The sequence below is a fragment of the Alloalcanivorax profundimaris genome, assembly GCF_015265435.1.
Taxonomy (GTDB): Bacteria; Pseudomonadota; Gammaproteobacteria; order Pseudomonadales; family Alcanivoracaceae; genus Alloalcanivorax; species Alloalcanivorax profundimaris.
In genome coordinates this window covers 107,993-127,362 of the sequence record NZ_JABJWH010000006.1, presented here as the reverse complement: position 1 = coordinate 127,362, position 19,370 = coordinate 107,993, and the positions used below count along the sequence as shown (strand labels likewise).

Annotated in this window: 16 protein-coding genes; 7 read left to right on the top strand and 9 right to left on the bottom strand. The window is 68.0% G+C overall.

Annotated features, from left to right (window positions below):
- Positions 1 to 69: 69 nt before the first annotated feature.
- Positions 70 to 1,527: an SLC13 family permease gene (locus HMJ39_RS03540; protein WP_194296292.1), complete on the top strand. Its 1,458-nt coding sequence runs from the start codon at positions 70 to 72 to the stop codon at positions 1,525 to 1,527.
- A gap of 89 nt (positions 1,528 to 1,616) precedes the next feature.
- Here HMJ39_RS03540 and groL read toward each other — a convergent pair whose 3' ends face one another.
- Together groL and HMJ39_RS03530 are read right to left on the bottom strand one after the other, a co-directional pair.
- Positions 1,617 to 3,266 carry a chaperonin GroEL gene (groL, locus tag HMJ39_RS03535; protein ID WP_194296291.1) on the bottom strand — a complete coding sequence of 550 codons (1,650 nt, stop codon included), beginning with the start codon at positions 3,264 to 3,266 and terminating at the stop codon, positions 1,617 to 1,619.
- Between the two features lie 89 nt (positions 3,267 to 3,355).
- Positions 3,356 to 3,646, bottom strand: coding sequence for a co-chaperone GroES (locus HMJ39_RS03530; RefSeq protein ID WP_161383459.1), 291 nt, complete (start codon positions 3,644 to 3,646; stop codon positions 3,356 to 3,358).
- Between the two features lie 251 nt (positions 3,647 to 3,897).
- On the opposite strand from HMJ39_RS03530, the gene HMJ39_RS03525 reads away from it, so the two are divergent.
- The gene (locus HMJ39_RS03525) at positions 3,898 to 4,659 is read left to right on the top strand and encodes an SDR family oxidoreductase (RefSeq protein ID WP_194296290.1); all 762 of its coding nucleotides are present in this window, start codon (positions 3,898 to 3,900) and stop codon (positions 4,657 to 4,659) included.
- Positions 4,660 to 4,740: 81 nt separating this feature from the next.
- Positions 4,741 to 5,061 (top strand): MGMT family protein, encoded by a 321-nt coding sequence (locus HMJ39_RS03520; protein WP_194296289.1) that lies wholly within the window; start codon positions 4,741 to 4,743, stop codon positions 5,059 to 5,061.
- Between the two features lie 36 nt (positions 5,062 to 5,097).
- Here HMJ39_RS03520 and HMJ39_RS03515 read toward each other — a convergent pair whose 3' ends face one another.
- Positions 5,098 to 6,435, bottom strand: a complete 1,338-nt coding sequence (locus HMJ39_RS03515) for an AmpG family muropeptide MFS transporter (protein ID WP_228462134.1) — start codon at positions 6,433 to 6,435, stop codon at positions 5,098 to 5,100.
- A 111-nt stretch (positions 6,436 to 6,546) separates the two neighbouring features.
- On the opposite strand from HMJ39_RS03515, the gene HMJ39_RS03510 reads away from it, so the two are divergent.
- The gene (locus HMJ39_RS03510; protein WP_194296288.1) at positions 6,547 to 7,419 is read left to right on the top strand and encodes a ketopantoate reductase family protein; all 873 of its coding nucleotides are present in this window, start codon (positions 6,547 to 6,549) and stop codon (positions 7,417 to 7,419) included.
- Between the two features lie 6 nt (positions 7,420 to 7,425).
- Here HMJ39_RS03510 and HMJ39_RS03505 read toward each other — a convergent pair whose 3' ends face one another.
- A complete protein-coding gene (locus HMJ39_RS03505) occupies positions 7,426 to 8,001 on the bottom strand; it encodes a cob(I)yrinic acid a,c-diamide adenosyltransferase (RefSeq protein WP_194296287.1) in 576 nt (191 codons plus the stop codon).
- A 127-nt stretch (positions 8,002 to 8,128) separates the two neighbouring features.
- Between HMJ39_RS03505 and HMJ39_RS03500 the strand changes: the two genes are divergently transcribed.
- From HMJ39_RS03500 to HMJ39_RS03490, 3 genes are all read left to right on the top strand, one after another.
- Positions 8,129 to 9,562 (top strand): ATP-binding protein, encoded by a 1,434-nt coding sequence (locus tag HMJ39_RS03500; protein WP_256245254.1) that lies wholly within the window; start codon positions 8,129 to 8,131, stop codon positions 9,560 to 9,562.
- A gap of 24 nt (positions 9,563 to 9,586) precedes the next feature.
- Entirely contained in the window at positions 9,587 to 10,270 is a 684-nt protein-coding gene (locus HMJ39_RS03495; protein WP_161383454.1) for a response regulator, read from the top strand.
- Positions 10,271 to 10,422: 152 nt separating this feature from the next.
- The gene (locus HMJ39_RS03490; protein WP_194296286.1) at positions 10,423 to 10,758 is read left to right on the top strand and encodes a periplasmic heavy metal sensor; all 336 of its coding nucleotides are present in this window, start codon (positions 10,423 to 10,425) and stop codon (positions 10,756 to 10,758) included.
- Between the two features lie 156 nt (positions 10,759 to 10,914).
- Here HMJ39_RS03490 and aceF read toward each other — a convergent pair whose 3' ends face one another.
- From aceF to HMJ39_RS03465, 5 genes are all read right to left on the bottom strand, one after another.
- Positions 10,915 to 12,636, bottom strand: a complete 1,722-nt coding sequence (gene aceF, locus HMJ39_RS03485) for a dihydrolipoyllysine-residue acetyltransferase (RefSeq protein WP_194296285.1) — start codon at positions 12,634 to 12,636, stop codon at positions 10,915 to 10,917.
- A gap of 20 nt (positions 12,637 to 12,656) precedes the next feature.
- Complete coding sequence (gene aceE / locus HMJ39_RS03480) at positions 12,657 to 15,326, bottom strand: pyruvate dehydrogenase (acetyl-transferring), homodimeric type (RefSeq protein ID WP_194296284.1); 2,670 nt, start codon at positions 15,324 to 15,326, stop codon at positions 12,657 to 12,659.
- Between the two features lie 177 nt (positions 15,327 to 15,503).
- Entirely contained in the window at positions 15,504 to 16,331 is an 828-nt protein-coding gene (locus tag HMJ39_RS03475; RefSeq protein ID WP_194296283.1) for a CobD/CbiB family protein, read from the bottom strand.
- Positions 16,332 to 16,396: 65 nt separating this feature from the next.
- Positions 16,397 to 16,927, bottom strand: a complete 531-nt coding sequence (gene ampD / locus HMJ39_RS03470; RefSeq protein ID WP_194296282.1) for a 1,6-anhydro-N-acetylmuramyl-L-alanine amidase AmpD — start codon at positions 16,925 to 16,927, stop codon at positions 16,397 to 16,399.
- A 48-nt stretch (positions 16,928 to 16,975) separates the two neighbouring features.
- Complete coding sequence (locus HMJ39_RS03465; protein WP_194296281.1) at positions 16,976 to 19,234, bottom strand: DUF1631 domain-containing protein; 2,259 nt, start codon at positions 19,232 to 19,234, stop codon at positions 16,976 to 16,978.
- Positions 19,235 to 19,370 lie beyond the last annotated feature (136 nt).

Below are 19,370 nucleotides of genomic sequence, written 5' to 3'. Positions count from 1 at the left end.
CCACCTTGGTTAAAATAGCGCCCTTCCCGGTGCCCCGCGCCATCCACGCACAACAATCGCCGAGACGCCATGTCCTCTCCGTCTTCCTCCTCCGTTACCCGACCCGGGCGCGCCGCCGTGATCGGCCTGTGGCTCGGCCCCCTGTGGCTGATCATCACCCTGGTGGCGCCGCCGCCGGCGGGCCTGCCGGATCCGGCCTGGGCCTGCGTGGGACTGGCCCTGTTGATGGCCACCTGGTGGGCCACCGAGGCGCTGCCGATTCCCGCCACCGCCCTGCTGCCGCTGGCGCTGTCGCCGGCGCTGGGCATCACCGACATGTCCACCACCGCCGCCGCCTACGCCAACCCGGTGGTGTTCCTGTTCTTCGGCGGTTTCCTGCTGGGTCTGGCCATGCAGCACTGGCATCTGCACCGGCGGCTGGCCCTGCACGTGCTGCGCGTGGTGGGGACGCAACCGCGCCGCCAGATCGGCGGCTTCATGATCGCCACCGGTTTCCTCAGCATGTGGGTGTCGAACACCGCCACGGCGATCATGATGCTGCCCATCGGCATGTCGGTGATCAGCCTGCTGGACGACGGCGGCGGCGACCGCCGCGAGGTGAACCGCTACGCCACCGCCCTGCTGCTGGCCATCGCCTACTCCGCCAGCATCGGCGGCGTGGCCACCCTGATCGGCACGCCGCCCAATTCCCTGCTGGCCGGGTACCTGCACGACAACCAGGGCATCGAACTGGGCTTCGCCCAGTGGATGATCGTGGGCGTGCCGATCAGTGTTTCCATGATGCTGGTGGCCTGGTGGTGGCTGACGCGCGGCGGCTTCAAGCTGGACAACGGCGGCGACAGCGGCGCGCTGATCGACCAGGAGCTGGCGAAGATGGGCACCATTTCCAGCGCCGAGAAACGGGTGGCGGCGATCTTCGTGCTCGCCGCCCTGGCCTGGATCGGCCGGCCGTTCCTGAGCAGCCACCTGGGTCTGACCTGGCTCAGCGACACCGGCATCGCCATCACCGCCGGCCTGCTCATGTTCCTGGCGCCCAGCGGCGACGGCAAGGGGGAGCGGCTGCTCACCTGGGAAAGCGCCCGGGATCTGCCCTGGGGCGTGCTGCTGCTGTTCGGCGGCGGCCTGTCCCTGGCGGCGGCGATTTCCGGTTCCGGCCTGGCGAAATGGATCGCCGAGCAGTTGCAGGTGCTGCAGGGCTTCCCGATCCTGATGATCGTGGGCCTGGTGGTGCTGGTGATCCTGTTCCTCACCGAGGTGACCTCCAACACCGCCACGGCGGCGGCCTTCCTGCCGCTGCTGGGCGCCCTGGCGGTGTCCCAGGACATCTCGCCGCTGCTCACCACCATCCCGGCGGCGGTGGCCGCCAGCTGCGCCTTCATGATGCCGGTGGCCACGCCGCCCAACGCCATCGTGTTCGCCGCCGGCCACATGCGCATCCAGTCGATGATCCGCGCCGGCCTGGTGCTCAACCTGATCGGCGTGGTGCTGATCACCCTGCTGGCGCTGCCCCTGATGAAGCTGATGTAGACACCGGCCTCCCCCGCACGAGCGGGCAGACATAAAAAAACCCCGCCGAAGCGGGGTTTTTTTATAGGGGGTCGGTATGACCGGGAGGCTTACATCATGCCGCCCATGCCACCCATACCGCCCATGCCGCCCATGTCCGGAGCGCCACCGGCGCCGCCGTTTTCTTCCGGCTTGTCGGCCACCATGGCTTCGGTGGTGATCATCAGGCCGGCGATGGACGCCGCCGCCTGCAGCGCGGAGCGGGTTACCTTGGCGGGGTCCAGGATACCCATTTCCAGCATGTCGCCATACTCGCCGCTGGCGGCGTTGTAGCCGTAGTTGCCGGAACCGTTGCGCACTTCCTGCACCACCACGGACGGCTCGCCGCCGGCGTTGTGGACGATCTGACGCAGCGGCGCTTCGAGAGCGCGGATCACCAGCGCGATGCCGGCGTTCTGCTCTTCGTTGTCGCCTTTCAGGTCGCCGATGCTGGTCAGGGCGCGCACCAGGGCGACGCCGCCGCCGGGCACCACGCCTTCTTCAACGGCCGCGCGGGTGGCGTGCAGGGCGTCATCGACGCGGGCTTTCTTCTCCTTCATCTCCACTTCGGTGGCGGCGCCGATCTTGATCACGGCCACGCCGCCGGCCAGCTTGGCCACGCGCTCTTGCAGCTTCTCGCGGTCGTAGTCGGAGGAGGAGTTGTCGATTTCCTTGCGGATCTGCTCGACGCGGGCGTCGATGTCGCCCTGCTCGCCTTTACCGCCCACCACGGTGGTGTTTTCCTTGTCGATGTTGACCTTCTTGGCGGAGCCCAGGTCCTCCAGGGACACGTTCTCCAGGCTCAGGCCCACTTCCTCGGAAATCACGGTACCGCCGGTGAGGATGGCGATGTCCTGCAGCATGGCCTTGCGGCGGTCACCGAAGCCCGGCGCTTTCACGGCGGCGCACTTGATGATGCCGCGCATGTTGTTGACCACCAGGGTGGCCAGCGCTTCGCCTTCGATGTCCTCGGCGATGATCATCAGCGGACGACCGGCCTTGGCCACGTTCTCCAGCACCGGCAGCAGTTCGCGGATGTTGGAGATCTTTTTGTCAACGAGCAGGATGTAGGGGTCCTCGAGTTCCACCTGCATCTTCTCGTTGTTGTTGATGAAGTACGGGCTCAGGTAGCCGCGGTCGAACTGCATGCCTTCCACGACTTCCAGCTCGTTGATCAGCGCCTGGCCTTCCTCGACGGTGATCACGCCTTCCTGACCGACCTTCTCCATTGCCTGGGCGATGATTTCACCCACGGACTTGTCGGAGTTGGCGGAGATGGTGCCCACCTGCTCGATGCTCTTGGTGTTGTCACACGGGGTGGACAGGGACTTGAGCTGCTCGACCACGGCGTCGGTGGCTTTGTCGATGCCGCGCTTGAGGTCCATCGGGTTCATGCCGGCGGCGACCGCCTTCAGACCTTCGTTGACGATGGACTGGGCCAGCACGGTGGCGGTGGTGGTGCCGTCACCGGCTTCGTCGTTGGCCTTGGAAGCCACTTCCTTCACCAGCTGGGCGCCCATGTTCTCGAACTTGTCTTCCAGTTCGATTTCCTTGGCCACGGACACGCCGTCCTTGGTGATGGTGGGCGCGCCGAAGGATTTCTCCAGCACCACGTTGCGGCCTTTCGGGCCCAGGGTCACCTTGACCGCGTCGGCCAGGGTGTTCACGCCCTTGGCCATGCGCTGGCGGGCGGAGTCACGGAACAATACTTCTTTCGCCATTGTGTGTTACCTCTGCAAATTCGTTGTTACCGGTGCCAATGGTTACGGCACGACCGGAACGAGCCCGGCGGCCTTGCCTTGGCGGCCGATCAGCCTTCAATAACGGCCAGAATCTCGGCTTCGCTCATGATCAGCAGCTCTTCGCCTTCCACCTTGACGGTGTTGCCGGAGTACTGACCGAAGATCACCTTGTCGCCTACCTTCACATCCAGGGGGCGCACTTCGCCGCTGTCCTGGATCTTGCCGTTGCCGGCGGCGATCACTTCGCCACGGGACGGCTTCTCGGCGGCGGAACCCGGCAGCACGATACCGCCGGCGGTCTTGGTTTCTTCCTCCTCGCGGCGCACCAGCACGCGATCATGCAAAGGACGGATTTTCATGGTCTCCATTCTCCAAGGTCGTAATCAAAGGTTAGCGGGATTACCCGAGAACCGGATTAGCACTCTCACGGTTTGAGTGCTAATCATAGTTACCGCGACTTGTCAGTCAATAGGCGCGGGCGGGAAATGCCGCCCTAGCACCGTGTCCAGCGAGATGGGGACGTGAAGGCGGGTTTCAAGGGAAGCTTGTGTCATTGGCCCGGCCCGGTCCGGTGGGCATACTCCGGGTTTTCTTCGACAAGGAGCGACCCATGGATCTCAATGACAAAGTAGTGGTGGTCACCGGCGCCGGCCGCGGGCTGGGCCGCGCCATCGCCGAGAATCTGGCCGGCCAGGGCGCGCGCATCGCCTGCGTGGACCTCAACGAAGAGGACCTGCGCGACACCGTGGCCCGCTGCGAGGGCGCCGGCGGCGAGGCCAAGAGCTACCTGGCCAACGTGGCCCGGGAGGACGAGGTGACCGCCCTGTTCGACGAGGTGGCGGCGGACTTCAGCGCCGTTCACGGCCTGGTCAACAACGCCGGCATCACCCGCGACGGCCTGCTGATCAAGTACAAGGACGGCGAGGTGCAATCCACCATGAGCCTGCAGCAGTGGCAGGCGGTGATCGACGTGAACCTGACCGGCGTGTTCCTGTGCGGCCGGGAGGCGGCGCGCCGCATGCTGGAAGGCGGCGTGGACGAGGGTGTGATCGTCAACATCTCCTCCATCGCCCGCCAGGGCAGCTTCGGGCAGACCAACTACGCCGCCGCCAAGGCCGGGGTGGTGGCCATGGCCGAGGTGTGGGCCCGGGAACTGGCCCGCCACAATATCCGCACCGGGGTGGTGGCACCGGGCACCATCAATACCGACATGATCGCCGCCATGAAGCCGGAAGCCCGGGACCGCCTGGTGGCCGGCGTGCCGCTCAAGCGCCTCGGCGAGCCGGAGCACATCGCCCGCTCGGTGCGCTTCATCTTCGAGAACGACTACTTCACCGGCCGCGTGATCGAGACCGACGGCGGCCTGCGCTAACGGCGCGCCGTGCGTGATCGCGGCTGAAGCCGCTGCCACGGCCAAGCGCCGGGGAGCGGCTCGCGCATTGGAGCGGGTGTTATGAACGCCGAATTCCGAGACGCGGTGTACCAGATCGTCGGCGCCATCCCGGCGGGCCGTGTGGCCAGCTATGGCCAGGTGGCGCGGCAGGCGGGCTGGCCCCGCCACGCGAGGTTCGTGGGGCGGCTGATGAGCACGCTGCCGGCGGGCTCCGCCCTGCCCTGGCACCGGGTGATTCGCGGCGACGGCGGCCTGCCCCTGGCGGGCACGCCCAGCGGCGAGGTCCAGCTGCGCCGGCTCGCCGAGGAAGGAGTGGCGGTGGTCGGCAACCGGGTGCCGAAGCGTTGCTTCTGGGCGCCCGGAGAGGATCGCCGGCGCTGACGGTGGCGAACGCCGCCTCCAGCATCGCGATTCCCTTCAGCCGCGATCCTGGTCCGGCGCCGCGCGCCCCCGCCGCAACCACCACAGCACCAGCAGAATGCCGGGCACGCCGAGCAATGCCGCGTAGTTGAAGAACAGCGGATAGCCGGCGGCCTTCACCACCTCCCCGGAGAAGCCACCGATGAACTTGCCCGGCAGGGTCATCAGGGAGCTGAACAGGGCGAACTGGGTGGCGCTGAAGTTGCGGTTGGTGAGGCTGGACATGAAGGCGATCAGCGCCACGTTGGCGAAGCCGCCGAACAAATTGTCGGCGCTGATCACCGCCGCCAGCCAGGCCAGGGCCGCCCAGCGCACCTGCTCGGGCTCCACCACCACCTGGGTCACCGGCGAATAGGTGGCCATCACCGCGAACAGCAGGTTGGTGAGCGCCACGCCCACCGCCCCCACCAGCATCGAGCGTCCCAGCCCCCAGCGCAGCACCGCCAGGCCGCCCACGGCGGAACCCAGAATGGTCATGAAGAAGCCGAAGAACTTGGCCACCGTGGCGATTTCGTTCTTGGTGTAGCCGATGTCCAGGTAGAAGGGGTTGGCCATCACCCCCATGGTGATGTCGCTGATGCGGTAGATCGCCACCAGGGCCAGCAACCCCAGGGCCAGGGTGCCGTAGCGCTTGAGGAGATCCCGGAACGGCGCGATCAGGGCGGTTTCCAGCCATTGCGCCGGATGCCGGCCAAAGCTCTGGCGCGGCGGCGTGTCCGGTTCGCGGATGATCAGGGTGGTGACCACGCCCACGGCCATCAGCCAGGCCATGACGTGGTAGGCACCGTTCCAGGAATCGTAGCTGGCGATGTAGAAGGCGCCGGCGCCGGCCACCAGCATGGCCACCCGGTAGCCGAGGATGTAGGTGGCCGCCATGGCGCCCTGGAAGGAGTCGTCGGCGGAATCGATGCGGTAGGCGTCGATGCAGATGTCCTGGGTGGCGGAGCAGAACGCCACCAGCAGGGCCAGTTGCGCGAAGCGCTCCAGGTGCCCCACCGGTTCCACCAGCGCCATGGCCGCCAGGGACAGGCCGATGCCGATCTGGGCGAGCAGCAGCCAGCTGCGCCGCTGGCCCAGGGCGCGCCCCAGCAGGGGCAGCTTGAGGCGGTCCACCACCGGTGCCCAGAACACCTTGATGGAAAACATGATGCCCACCCAGCTGAAATAGCCGATGGCGGCCCGGTCCACGTCCGCGTCCGCCAGCCAGGCGGACAGGGTGGAAAACACCAGCAGATAGGGCAACCCGGCGGAGAAGCCCAGGAACAGCATGACCACCACCCGGGGGTGGCTGTACAGCCGCCAGGCGGTCCACAGGGAATCACGCAAATCAGGCATCGGGGCTCCGTCCCATCAAAGCGCTCATGGTCCGGGTTTCGCCGCCCGCGCACAACCGGCCCGCGCACAACCGGAATGGCGCCGCCGCCCGGCAACGCCTAGCATGTCGCCATGACCAGCCACCACGACACTCCCGCCTGGCACCTCACCGGGGCCGGCAACATGGGCACCCTGGCCGCCTTCTACCTGCGCGCCGCCGGTTTTCCGGTGGCGCTGGCGCGCGGCGACGGACGGCGCAAGACGCTCACCTTCGAGGACGGGCGCGCGCCGCGCGACCTGGACATCCCGGCCGCCCCGGCGACGCCGATCCGCCACCTGGTGGTGGCCTGCAAGGCGCCCTGGTCCGCCGCCGCCCTGGAAGGCCTGTCGCTGGCGCCGGACGTTACCGTGCTGCGCCTGCAGAACGGCCTGGGCAGCCTGGACGGCCTGCTGCCCGCCGGCGCCGATCTGATCGAGGTGGTGACCACCTCGGCGGTGAAGGGGCGTCACCCGGAACATCGGGTGGTGGCGGAGAACGACACCTGGATGGGCCGCGCCACGGCGGGGCCGGCGCCGGCCTGGTTTCCGGCTCTGGCGGCGGCCTGGCCGGGCCTGGAGTGGGCGGCGCCGATCCGCCCGCGGCAGTGGCGCAAGCTGGTGGCCAACGCGGTGATCAACCCGCTCACCGGGCTCCATGACGTGGCCAACGGGCTTCTGCTGGACGATCCGGATCTGGCGGCCCGGGCGGCACGGCTGGCGGACGAGGCGGACACCCTGCTGCGCGCCCTGGACCCGGCCTGGCCCGGCGATTCCCGGGCCCAGGTGGCGGCGGTGATGCGCGCCACCGCCGGCAACACCTCGTCCATGCGCGCCGACATGCAGCGCGGCGCGATCACCGAGATCGAGGCGATCAACGGCTGGCTGCTGCGCCAGGCGGATGCGCTGGGCCTGGACCTGCCCGCCCACCGGGCCATCGTCGCCGCCGTCCGCGCCCGCCAACCCTAGCGGTTGCTACCGCTCGCCGCGCCGCACCCATTGAGGTTCCGGGGTTTCGGTGCGCTGGTTGATCAGCCTGGCCATCACGAACAGCAGGTCGCCGAGGCGGTTGAGCACCGCCCGGCTCTCCGGATTGACGCCGTCATCGGTGGCGGCCAGGGCCACCAGGTCGCGCTCGGCGCGGCGCGCCAGGGTGCGGCAGTGGTGGCACCAGGCCGCCGACGGATGGCCACCGGGCAACACGAATTCGCGCAGCGGCGGCAGCTCCGCGTTGAGGGTATCGGCCTGGGACTCCACCTCCACCAGGTCTTCCTCGGTGAGGGTCACGGTGCCCGGCACCGCCAGCTCGCCGCCCAGATCGAACATCAGCTGCTGCACGGTTTCCAGCAGGCCGTCCAGGTCCGGATCCAGGTCCCGGGCGCGCAGCACGCCCAGGGCGCTGTTGAGCTCGTCCAGGCTGCCCAGGGCCCGGATCCGGGGGTGGTCCTTGGCCACCCGGGAGCCGTCCGCCAGGCCGGTGCGGCCGTCATCGCCGCTGCGCGTGATCACCCGGTTGATGCGGGTCTTGCCGTTGTCGCTTTGGTCGCTCATGGGTCACCGTCCGGATTGGCTTGCAGTCAGGGCCTCATTAGAACCGGGGGACGCGGCGGTTGAAAGTCAAAAGTTGCAACGATGACGGACCGTCCACGAACCCGGCGCGCGCCGATCTTGAAAGAATGTGCAAGACACTGGGTCCGCCGGCGCCGGGCCCGTAAACTGGCGCTTCACTCCCGGTGAGGCCGCCGCCGCCATGGGCATCCGCAACAAACTCTTCGTGACCTTCCTGGCCACCTTCCTGGTTCTGATCCTGGCGGCCAGCGGGTTCTTTTTCTTCGCCTTCGAGCGCAGCCTCAGCAAATACATCGACGAGCGCCAGCAGGCCCAGGTGGAGCGCCTGGCGGAGCACCTGGGCGTGCTCTACGCCCAGCGCGGCAGCTGGCGTTTCCTGCTTGAGGAGCCACGCCTGCTGGGCCGGCTGTACTGGCTGGCCGGGGACCGCGAGACACGCCGCGAGCGCGGCGAGGGCAAGCGCCCGGACGCGCCCCGCCACCTCACCCTGCTGGCCCCGGACAAGCGCCCGCTGCTGGGTCCGCCGCCGCCCTCGCGCCTGAGCCAGCGGGTGCCGATCCACGCCGGCGGCGACCTGGTGGGCTGGCTGGCCTACCCGGATCAGGAGGCGATCCGCGACAAGCTGGACCGCCGCTTCCAGGAGCGCCTGCTGCGCTTCATGGCGACCATGGCGGTGGTCGGCCTGGTGCTGTCGCTGCTGGTGTCCTGGTTGCTGGCGCGCCACCTGGTGGCGCCGGTGACCGCCCTCACCCGCCATACCCGGCGCCTGCGCGAGGGCGAGTACCAGGCGCGGCTGACCAGCCAGCGCCGCGACGAGCTGGGCGAGCTGATTCATCACGTGAACAGCCTGGGCGAGCGTCTCGATCAGGGCCGCCAGGCCCGCCAGCGCTGGTTCTCGGACATCGCCCACGAGCTGCGCACGCCGTTGTCGGTGCTGCAGGGCGAGCTGGAAGCCATGGTGGACGGCGTGCGCCCGCTCAACCAGGAAGGCGTGGCGGCCCTGGAAGCCCAGGTGCGCCAGCTCACCCACCTGGTCAACGACCTGCACGACCTGGCCCTGGCCGACGCCGGCAATCTGCGCTATCACTTCCGCCCGCTGGATCTGGACAGCCTCTGCGAGGACGCCCTGGACGCGGTGCGCCCGGCCCTGGAACGGCGCGGCGTGACGCTGGACACCACCCTGCCGCCGGCGCCGATCAGCGGCGACCCGGTGCGGTTGCGGCAGTTGTTGGACAACCTGCTGCAGAACAGCCTCAAATACACCGATGAAGGCGGCCGGGCGCGGCTGGTGCTGGACGCCGACGGCGACCAGTGGCGGCTGACCCTGGACGACAGCGCCCCCGGCGTGCCCGACGAGGCGCTGCCGCGCCTGTTCGATCACCTTTACCGGGTGGAAAGCTCACGCAACCGGGACACCGGCGGCGCGGGGCTGGGGCTGGCCATTGGCCAGCGCATCGTGGAGGCCCATGGCGGCACGATCGAGGCGCTGCACAGCCCGCTCGGTGGCCTGCGCATCATCGTGCGCCTGCCACGCCGGACATAGCGGCATCAACCGGAGGAAGGCCCTATGGCGAACATTCTGATCGTGGAGGACGAGCCCCGGCTTGCCGAGCTGCTGGCCGACTACCTGCGCCACAGCCATTTCCAGCCGGAGCACACCGCCAGCGCGGTGGAGGCGGAACGGCGGGTGCGCGAGGGGCACTTCGACGCCGTGCTGCTGGACCTGATGCTGCCGGACGGCGACGGCATGGAGGTGTGCAAGGCGATCCGCCGCTTCTCCGAGGTACCGGTGCTGATGATCACCGCCCGGGTGGAGGAAGTGGACCGCCTGCTGGGCCTGGAAATCGGCGCCGACGACTACATCTGCAAGCCGTTCAGCCCCCGGGAGGTGGTGGCCCGGGTCAAGGCGGTGCTGCGCCGCGCCCGGGGCGAACCCCGGGATCGGGAGGCCGGCCTGACCCTGGACCGCCACCGCTTCGAAGCGGTACACGGCGAAACCCGGGTGGCGCTCACCGCCATCGAGTTCGAGCTGCTCGCCACCCTGGCCCGCCAGCCCGGGCGGATCTGGAGCCGGGACCAGCTCATGGACGTGATCTACCCGGATCACCGGGTGGTGTCCGACCGCACCATCGACAGCCATATCCGCAAGCTGCGCCGCAAACTCAGCGAGGGGCTGGACGGCGACCATGACTGGATCGGCAGCGTCTACGGGGTGGGGTACCGGTTGCAGACGCCTGAGGATCGCGACTGAAGCGGGGTGCCGCCCAGTCGCGATCTGATGATAGGCACCTCAACGGCGATGTTTCCATGGTTCGTGCATCCTGGGTGCACATTCCCGGGCGACACTGGTTTCAACGCCGGCAAACGGCCGGCCTGGAACAGCGACCCTCAAGGAGGTTGACCATGAAGAAAGCCACGACCCTCGCCCTGGTTCTGCTCACCGGCGCCACCCTGGCCGGTACCGCCGCCGCCGAGCCGCCCCGCGGCCCGCAGCCGGAGCGGATGGTGGAGCACATGAGCCGCCAACTGGATCTCACCGACGACCAGCGTGCGCGGCTGGAAACCATCTTCGAGGAACAGGGCGAGAAGATGCGTGACCTGCACGACGAAACCCGCCAACGCATCGACGGCGTGCTCACCGAGGAGCAGCGCGCCAAGGCGGAACAGCTGCGCGAGCAGCGCCAGGAAAAATGGGAAGCCCGCAAGGACAAGTGGAAGGAGCGCCGCGACCAGCGCTGATTCCCCCCCCCGCGCGGAACGAAAAAGCCCCGACCTAAAAAGGCCGGGGCTTTTTTGTGGCGGGTACCTCGCGGGTGCCTTTTCGCGACTGAAGCGGGGTGCCGCCCAGTCGCTCCTACATGGCTCCGTAGGAGCGACTTCAGTCGCGATTGGGGTTTACAGCAACGCGCGCCGCATATCGCTCAACAGCTGGCTCAGGTAGCTGGTGAAACGCGCCGCATCAGCGCCGTCGATCACGCGGTGATCGTAGGACAGCGACAGCGGCAGCGTCAGGCGCGGCTGGAACGCCTGGCCGTCCCACACCGGTTTGGTGTCGGAGCGGCTGACGCCCAGAATCGCCACTTCCGGCCAGTTGACGATGGGGGTAAAGGCGGTGCCGCCGATACCGCCCAGCGACGAGATGCTGAAGGTGGCGCCCTTCATGTCCGCCGGTGACAGCTTGCGGTCCCGGGCCTTGGCGGCCAGCTCGCCCATTTCCAGGGCGATGTCCTTGAGCCCCTTCTTGTCGGCGTCGCGGATCACCGGCACCACCAGACCATTGGGCGTGTCCACGGCGATGCCGATGTGCACGTAGTCCTTCATGATCAGGGCTTCGCCGCTCACTTCCAGGGAGCTGTTGAAGCGCGGGAATTCCCGCAGCGCGTTGGCGCAGGCCTTGACCAGGAAGGCCAGCATGGTGAGCTTGACGCCCTCCTTCTCCAGCGCCTTGTTCTGGCTCTTGCGGAAGGCTTCCAGCTCGGTGATGTCCGCCTCGTCGAACTGGGTCACGTGGGGGATGGTGACCCAACTGCGGTGCAGGTTTTTCGCCGCCACCTTGCGCAGCTTGTTGAGCTCCTGGCGCTCCACCGGACCGAACTCGCTGAAGTCGATCTCCGGCAGGTCCGGCATGCCGGCGCCGCCGGCGGCGGGCGGGTTCTCCAGCCGCTGCTTGATCAGCGCGTGCACGTCTTCCTTGAGGATGCGGTCCTTGGGCCCGCTGGGCGCCACGTCGGCCAGGTCGATGCCGGTTTCCCGGGCCAGCTTGCGCACCGCCGGACCGGCGTGCACGGAACTGGAGGGCTTGCCTTCTACCCGCTCCGGCGTTTCCGGCGCGGCGCTCTGCCGGTCGGCTTGCGAGGGTTTCTGGTCCAGGTCGGATTGCCGGGAACGGGCTGGTTTCGAGTCACCCTGCTCCTTCGAGGCGGATTTCTCCGACGAGCCCTTGTTGGAGGCCCCCTTGCTGGCAGAGCCCTGGTCGGAGGCGCCTTCACCGCCGCCGGCGGTTTCCAGCTCCATCAGGTCGGTGCCGGTGCCGATCTTGTCGCCCACCTTCACCAGCAGCTTCTTCACCGTGCCTGCTTCCGGGCAGGGGACTTCCAGGGACGCCTTGTCGGATTCGATCACCAGGATGGTCTGCTCGGCCTCGACGCTGTCGCCCTCGGCCACGTTGATCTCGATGATCTCCGCTTCGTCGATGTCGCCCAGGTCCGGCGCCGGCACGGTGCGGGTACCGCCCTTGGCGGCCGGGGCATTGTCGGCGGCTTGGTCGGTGGCCTGGTCGGCGGCCTCGTCTTCGACGGCGTCATCGGTGGAGGCATTATCAGCGGTGTCGCTGTCGGCCTCGTCGGATGGCGTGCCGTCGTCGTCGGCGGCGTCGTCACCGGCCACGTCCAGGTCCAGGAGCGGGTCGCCCTCCTTTACCTGATCCCCGGCTTTCACTTTCAATTCCAGCACCGTGCCCGCCTTCGGGCAGGGCACTTCCAGCGACGCCTTGTCGGATTCCAGCACCACGATGGTGTCTTCGGCCTCGACGGTGTCGCCTTTCTTGACGGATACCTCGATGACGTCAACAGGATCACTGCTGCCGACATCGGGTACCCGGATGGTTTCCTTGCTCACAGGTCACTCCTTCTGAGAGTTCAGTGCGTCACCGGATAGGGTTTTTCCGGATCAATGCCGTATTTCTTGATCGCCTCCTTGACGGTGGCGGCGTCCACTTCGCCCTGATCGCGCAGCGCGCTGAGCGCCGCCAGGGTCACGAAGTAGCGATCCACTTCGAAGAAGCTGCGCAGCTTGGCGCGGGAATCGCTGCGGCCGTACCCGTCGGTGCCGAGCACCGTGTAGGGCGCTTTTACCCAGGGACGGATCTGGTCGGCGTAGGCCTTGATGTAGTCGGTGGAGGCGATTACCGGGCCCTGGCGCTTGTCCAGGCACTGTTCCACCCAGGTGGGAGCCACCTTCATGTCCGGCTTGAGCATGCGGTCGCGGTCGGCGCGCAGGCCCTCGCGGCGCAGTTCGTTGAAGCTGGTCACGCTCCACACGTCGGCGGCCACGCCGAAGTCCTCGCGCAGCAGCTCGGCGGCCGCTTCCACTTCGCGCAGGATGGTGCCGGAACCGAGCAGCTGCACGCGCTTGGCCTTCTTGCCACTCTTGCCCTTGCCTTCGCGCAGCAGGTACATGCCCTTGCGGATGCCTTCCTCGGCGCCCTTGGGCATGGCCCCGTGCTGGTAGTTCTCGTTCATCAGGGTGAGGTAGTAGTAGACGTTCTCATGGTCCTGATACATGCGGCGCAGACCGTCCTGCAGGATCACCGCCAGCTCGTAGGCGTAGGTGGGATCGTAGCTCACGCAGTTGGGCACGGTGCTGGCCAGTACGTGGCTGTGGCCGTCCTGGTGCTGCAGGCCCTCGCCGTTGAGCGTGGTGCGCCCGGCGGTGCCGCCCAGCAGGAAGCCGCGCGCCTGGCTGTCGCCGGCGGCCCACCAGAAGTCGCCGGTGCGCTGGAAGCCGAACATGGAGTAGTAGATGAAGAACGGGATCAGCGTGAAATCGTGCACGCTGTAGCTGGTGGCGGCGGCGATCCAGGCGCTCATGGCGCCGGCCTCGTTGATGCCTTCCTCGAGGATCTGCCCTTTCTTGTCTTCCCGGTAGAACATCATCTGACCGGAGTCCTCGGGCTCGTACTGCTGGCCCTTAGAAGAGTAGATGCCGAGCTGCCGGAACATGCCTTCCATGCCGAAGGTGCGGGCTTCGTCGGGGACGATGGGCACCACGCGCTTGCCCACGTTCTTGTCCTTGATCAGGGCGCTGAGCATGCGCACGAACGCCATGGTGGTGGACAGTTCGCGCTCGCCGCTGCCTTCCAGGAAGTTCTGGAAGATGTCCAGCTCCGGCACGGTCAGCGACTGGCTGGCCTCGCGCCGGCGCACCGGCATGTAGCCGCCCAGTTTCTCGCGCTGCTCGTTCATGTAGCGCATTTCCGGGGAATCGGCGCCCGGGTGGTAATACGGCAGCTCCTTGAGCTGCTCGTCGTCGAGGGGAATATCGAAGCGGTCGCGGAATTCCTTGAGGCTGTCCAGATCCATTTTCTTCATCTGGTGCGCCTTGTTGACCGCCTCGCCGGCGCCGGTGGCGTAGCCCTTCACGGTTTTCGCCAGGATCACCGTGGGCTTGTCGCTGTTCACCGCCTGATGGTACGCCGCGTACACCTTGAACGGGTCGTGGCCGCCCCGGTTGAGGCGGTACACGTCCTCGTCGCTCATGTGCTCGACCATCTTCTTCAGCTCCGGGTATTTGCCGAAGAAGTGCTCGCGGGTGTAGGCGCCGCCCTCTTTCTTGTAGGCCTGGTATTCACCGTCCACCGCTTCTTCCATGCGGCGGCGCAGCAGGCCCTCGGAATCCTTCTCCAGCAGCGGGTCCCAGAGCCGGCCCCAGACCACCTTGATCACGTTCCAGCCGGCGCCTCGGAACAGGCTTTCCAGCTCCTGGATGATCTTGCCGTTGCCGCGCACCGGACCATCCAGGCGCTGCAGGTTGCAGTTGACCACGAACACCAGGTTGTCGAGCTGCTCGCGGCCGGCCATGGACAGCGCGCCCAGGGATTCCGGCTCGTCCATCTCGCCGTCGCCGAGGAACGCCCAGACCTTGCGTTTGCGGTCGGGGATCAGCTCCCGGTTCTGCAGATACTTCATGACGTAGGCCTGGTAGATGGCCTGCATCGGGCCGAGCCCCATGGATACGGTGGGGAACTGCCAGAAATCCGGCATCAGCCAGGGGTGGGGGTAGGAGGACAAACCCTCGCCGTCCACTTCGCGGCGGAAGTTGTCCATCTGGTCCTCGCTGATGCGCCCTTCCAAATAGGCCCGCGCATAGATACCCGGCGCCGAGTGGCCCTGGTAGTAGACCAGGTCACCGGGGTTGTCGTCGTGGGGGGCGTGGAAGAAATGGCTGAAACCGATGTCGTAGAGCGTGGCCGAGGACGCGAAGCTGGCGATGTGCCCGCCCAGTTCGTCGTCGTTCATGTTGGCCTTGGCCACCATGGCCAGCGCGTTCCAGCGAATCAGGGAACGGATACGGCGTTCCATGTAGATATCACCGGGAATCGGCGCTTCGTCCTTGGGGGCGATGGTGTTCAGGTAGGGGGTGTTCAGGTGGGTCCGGATCGCGCCCTGTTCCTGGGCTTCGTTGGTGAGGGTTTCCAGCAGCCAGGTGGCCCGCTCCGGCCCCTCCCGCTCGAGCACCGACTCCAGTGCCTCGAGCCACTCCCGCGTTTCCGCCGGATCGACATCGTCGAAGAAGTTTCTTTTCTGCATGGGCGTGCGTCCTTTATCGCGTTGCCAAGGCCGGCGCGGGATCGCCACGCCGACATGGGTAAGAAAAACGGCCGGGGTAAATAGGCCGTTTCGCTATACTAACAGCTAGTGTGACTGACCGGCCACGCGGCCAGGGGCGGGAAATTGCAACAGGATGGCTCCGCCCGGCGGCTCACTTCAGGCCGCCAGCAGAGTCCACAGGGCGGACAGGATCAGCCACACGGCCAGGGCCCGCAGCAGCAGGCCCTGCAGGGCCTCCAGCCGGTCCACGCCGTGTTGGAAGCGGTCCTCGTCCGGGGCGGTTTCCCGCTCCAGGCCCGCTTCCGCCACCGCCGCCAGCAGAGCGCCGCCGTCGTCCAGGCGCCACAGGCGGCCGCCGGCGGCGTCGATCACCGCGCCGAAATGCCCCACCAGCGCCAGGGCCAGGGTGGTCAGGCGCGCCGGAATCCAGCACAGGGCGGCGTCCAGGCTGCGCGCCCAATCGCCGCCGTCCGGATTGCGCGCCAGCCAGGCCCGGTTCAGTACCAGCAGCAACGCCGCGCCGAACCCCAGCACCGAGACCCAGAACACCACCGCGAACAGCAGGGCGGCGCGCCTTAGCACGCATCGCTCCAGGTCGGCGAACCAGGCCGCGTCGCATTCCCCGGCGGCCAGGCCGAAGGCGTCGTCGGCGCCCCGGGCCAGGGCCTCGCGGTCGTTCATGCGGCCGCGCACCAGCAGGGTGTCCAGGCTGCGGAACTCGCTTTCCACCCCCACCATCCAGAGCACCAGGACGGTGCCCAGCACCAGGGTGGCCAGCGCCCCCAGGGCACCGTCGAACCAGCCGAACAGCAGGGCCACGAGCAACGCCGGCAGCGCCACCGCCAGCCACCAGGCCAGGGTGCCCGCCCCCGGCGACAGCGAGGCCAGCAAACGCCGGTGCCTGTCATCACGGCTCAACCAGGCGGGCCAGCCGCCGTCCCGGCGGCGCAGAGCCAGCGCCAGAAGCAACACCAAGAATTTCATCCCGGTTCCTCCCAACAGGGTTCACCCCGCATCATACGGGACCGACGGACACGCCGCGATCAGGACTACAGGCGGCTCCAGTCGAACGCCGGGCCCGGGTCGGTCTTGCGGCCCGGGGCAATGTGTTCATGGCCGGTGATGGTGTCCCGCGAGAGCCTGGGGTAATGGGCGATCAGCGCGTCCAGCAGCGCGTTCAGGCGGCGGTACTGGGCCTCCTCGTAGGGAATATGGTCGGCGCCTTCCAGCTCGATGCCCAGGGCGAAGTCGTTGCAGTTGTCCCGGCCTCGCCAGCTCGACACCCCGGCGTGCCAGGCGCGGCGATCGCAGGCCACGAACTGCACCAGCTCGCCGTCGCGGCGGATCAGGAAATGCGACGACACCTTGAGGTCGCGGATGGTCTGGAAATAGGGATCGGCGTCCGGGTCCAGGCGGTTCTGGAAGAACGCTTCGATGTGGGCGCCGCCGAAACGCTCCGGCGGCAGGCTGATGTTGTGGATCACCACCAGGGCGATGTCGTCCGGGTCCGGCCGTTCGTTGAAGTTCGGCGAGGGCACCCGGCGTGCCTGGTCGATCCAGTGGTCGGTGAGGGTGAGCATGGTCGGTAGTGTCCGGCCGTTGGCGGCGGACCGCAAGCGGGAGATCGGCTAGCCGTCGTGGCGGCGGCGCAGGTCGCCGATCACCGCTTCCAGGGCGCGATCGAACAGGGCACCGTCCTCGATCAGACGGACCTCACCGGCCTCCAGGGCGGTACCCAGCTCGCGGGCCTCGTACTCGCGCACCTTGATGCCACGACGGTTGATGAACACCAGCTTGGCGCCGTCACGGAGATTGGCGGCCAGCTTGACGCGCTGGGCGTCCTCGCCCTCGCCCAGCTCCAGCCATTGGCCGGCGCGCAACTGGCGGGCCCGGCGCACCTCGTCGTGGTCGTCGGGCAGCAGTGCCCGGGCGGCGTCCTGTTCCGGTGCCGGCTCCGGCGCCTTGGGCACGGTGACGCGCTCGGTGTCCAGGCCTTCCAGCAGGGTCTCGTGGACCCGCGCCAGATCGTCCAGCAGGGCGCGGCGCTCGGCGGCGTCGTATTCGATGCTCTCCAGGCCGTGCTCCAGGGCCCGGCGCAGCTTGGGGGACAGGTCGCGCAGCTTTTCCAGGGTGGCCTGGTCCCGGTGCGGCAGCACGCTCCAGATCAGCGCGTCCACCACCTTGGCCTGACGGCGCCAGGTGTCGCTGCCCTCGCCGTCGCGCAGCCAGGTCAGATAGAGCACCTGCTGCCAGCCCTGGCGCAGCAGCCGCACCACCACATCCGGCACGGCGCGGCCGGCCAGGCGCGCGTCGATGTAGGCCTGTACCGCCTCGCCGGCCAGCTCGGCGCGGGCCTTGCCCTCCTCCGCCTCGCGGACCCGCTCGGCGACGCGCTCGGCGCGGGCGTGCTGGGCACTGAAATAGCCCTCGAAATCGTCCAGCAGGGCGCGGAACAGGTCGGCGTCCTCGTCGTAGTCGTCGATGATGGCGTGCACCGCGGCGTCGATGCGCTGGAACAGCTCGTCGTCGCGGCCCTGCTGCGGGTCCCACTGGCTGCCGGCCCGGGCCAGGGTGTTGAGCAACAGGCGGGCGTCGTGGCTTTCGTTGCTGAAGAAGGTCTTGTCGGCGATGGCCACCTTGAGCAGAGGGATCTGCAGGCGGCCGATCAGCGCTTTGATCTCGGAGGGCAGCCCGTCGTCGTCGAGGATGAAATCGAACAGCATGGAAACCAGGTTGATGACGTCGTCATCGGCCTGCTCCAGGGCGTGGATCGCCTCGCCGTGCTCACTGTCGAGCAGGTCACTGAGCTCCTCGCGCACATTGCGCTCGCCATGCTCCGGGCCCTCCAGGGCCTGTTCCAGGCGCTGCAGCCGGGTGAGCATGCCGAACAGGTCCCGGCTGCTGAGCGATTCCACCCGGGCGTCGGCGGCCAGCGGCGCGCCGTCCATGTAGGGCACGCCGTTGTGCATCACCGCCATGCCGGACGACGGCGCAGGCCCGGCCGGCGGTGCCCCGGCGGCAGGACCCGCCGGCACCGCGCCGCCCAGCCCGCGCAGGGTGGTGAGCAGCTCCTGCAGCAGGCCGAACATCTGGTCGTTGCCGGCCCCTTGCGGCATGCCGCCCTCCACGGGCCGGGACTCACCGGCCGGCGACGCCCCCTCCACGGAGGACGAGCGCGTGCCGGTGACCCGGGGCCGGCCCACCGGCACGCTCTTCAGATCCGGCAACACGCCGGCGTCGGCCAGAATCTGGTTGGCCTCGGTGACCAGGGCGCCGGTTTCGTCCATCACCACCCGCTCGAACAGCTTGAGCACGATCAGGCGGGCGCGAATGTCCAGCTGCAGCCGCTCCAGGCAGCCAGCGAAACAGGCGGCCAGATTGCGCGGCTCCAGGGGATTGGTCTTGTCGGTGATCGGGTGCTGGCCCTCGAACAGGTACTCCAGCCGGTGGCGGAACACGCCCAGCGCCTCGTCGCAGCCGCGCCGGGAGCGCCGCGCCAGGTTGTCCAGGGCCACGGAAATTTCCAGCTCGTCGTGCTTGACCAGGGACAGGTTCTCCGCGTCCACCCGGTCGCTCACCCGTTCCGCCTCTTCCGGCTCACGGCCGGTGGACTGGAACAGGTTGTCCACCGCCTGGCGGAAGCCCGCTTCGATGCCGGCGCGCTGGATGCGCAGCTCGCGCATGGCGTCGAAGTAGCGGTCCCGCTCGCTGTCGGTTTCTTTCTCGGCGAGGTCGAAAAGGGTGTCGTCGGCGCCGTCGAGCATGTCCGACAGCAGCTCACCCACCCGGCCACGCACGTGCAGGCGCACCTGCTCCAGCGGCCGGGGCAGGCCGCGCGCGGGCTGCTTTCCGCCGTCCACCGGTTTCAACCGCGTCACTTTGGCCATGGGATTCTCGACTCTGTCGAAGGTTCGACTCTGATTAGGGGCGCCGGCGGGAATCAGGGCGCCGGCGGCGGCTCGACCTCACGGGGCTCTCTGTATACTCCCGCGAATTCGGGGAAACTCCACGAAACTCTGCCAG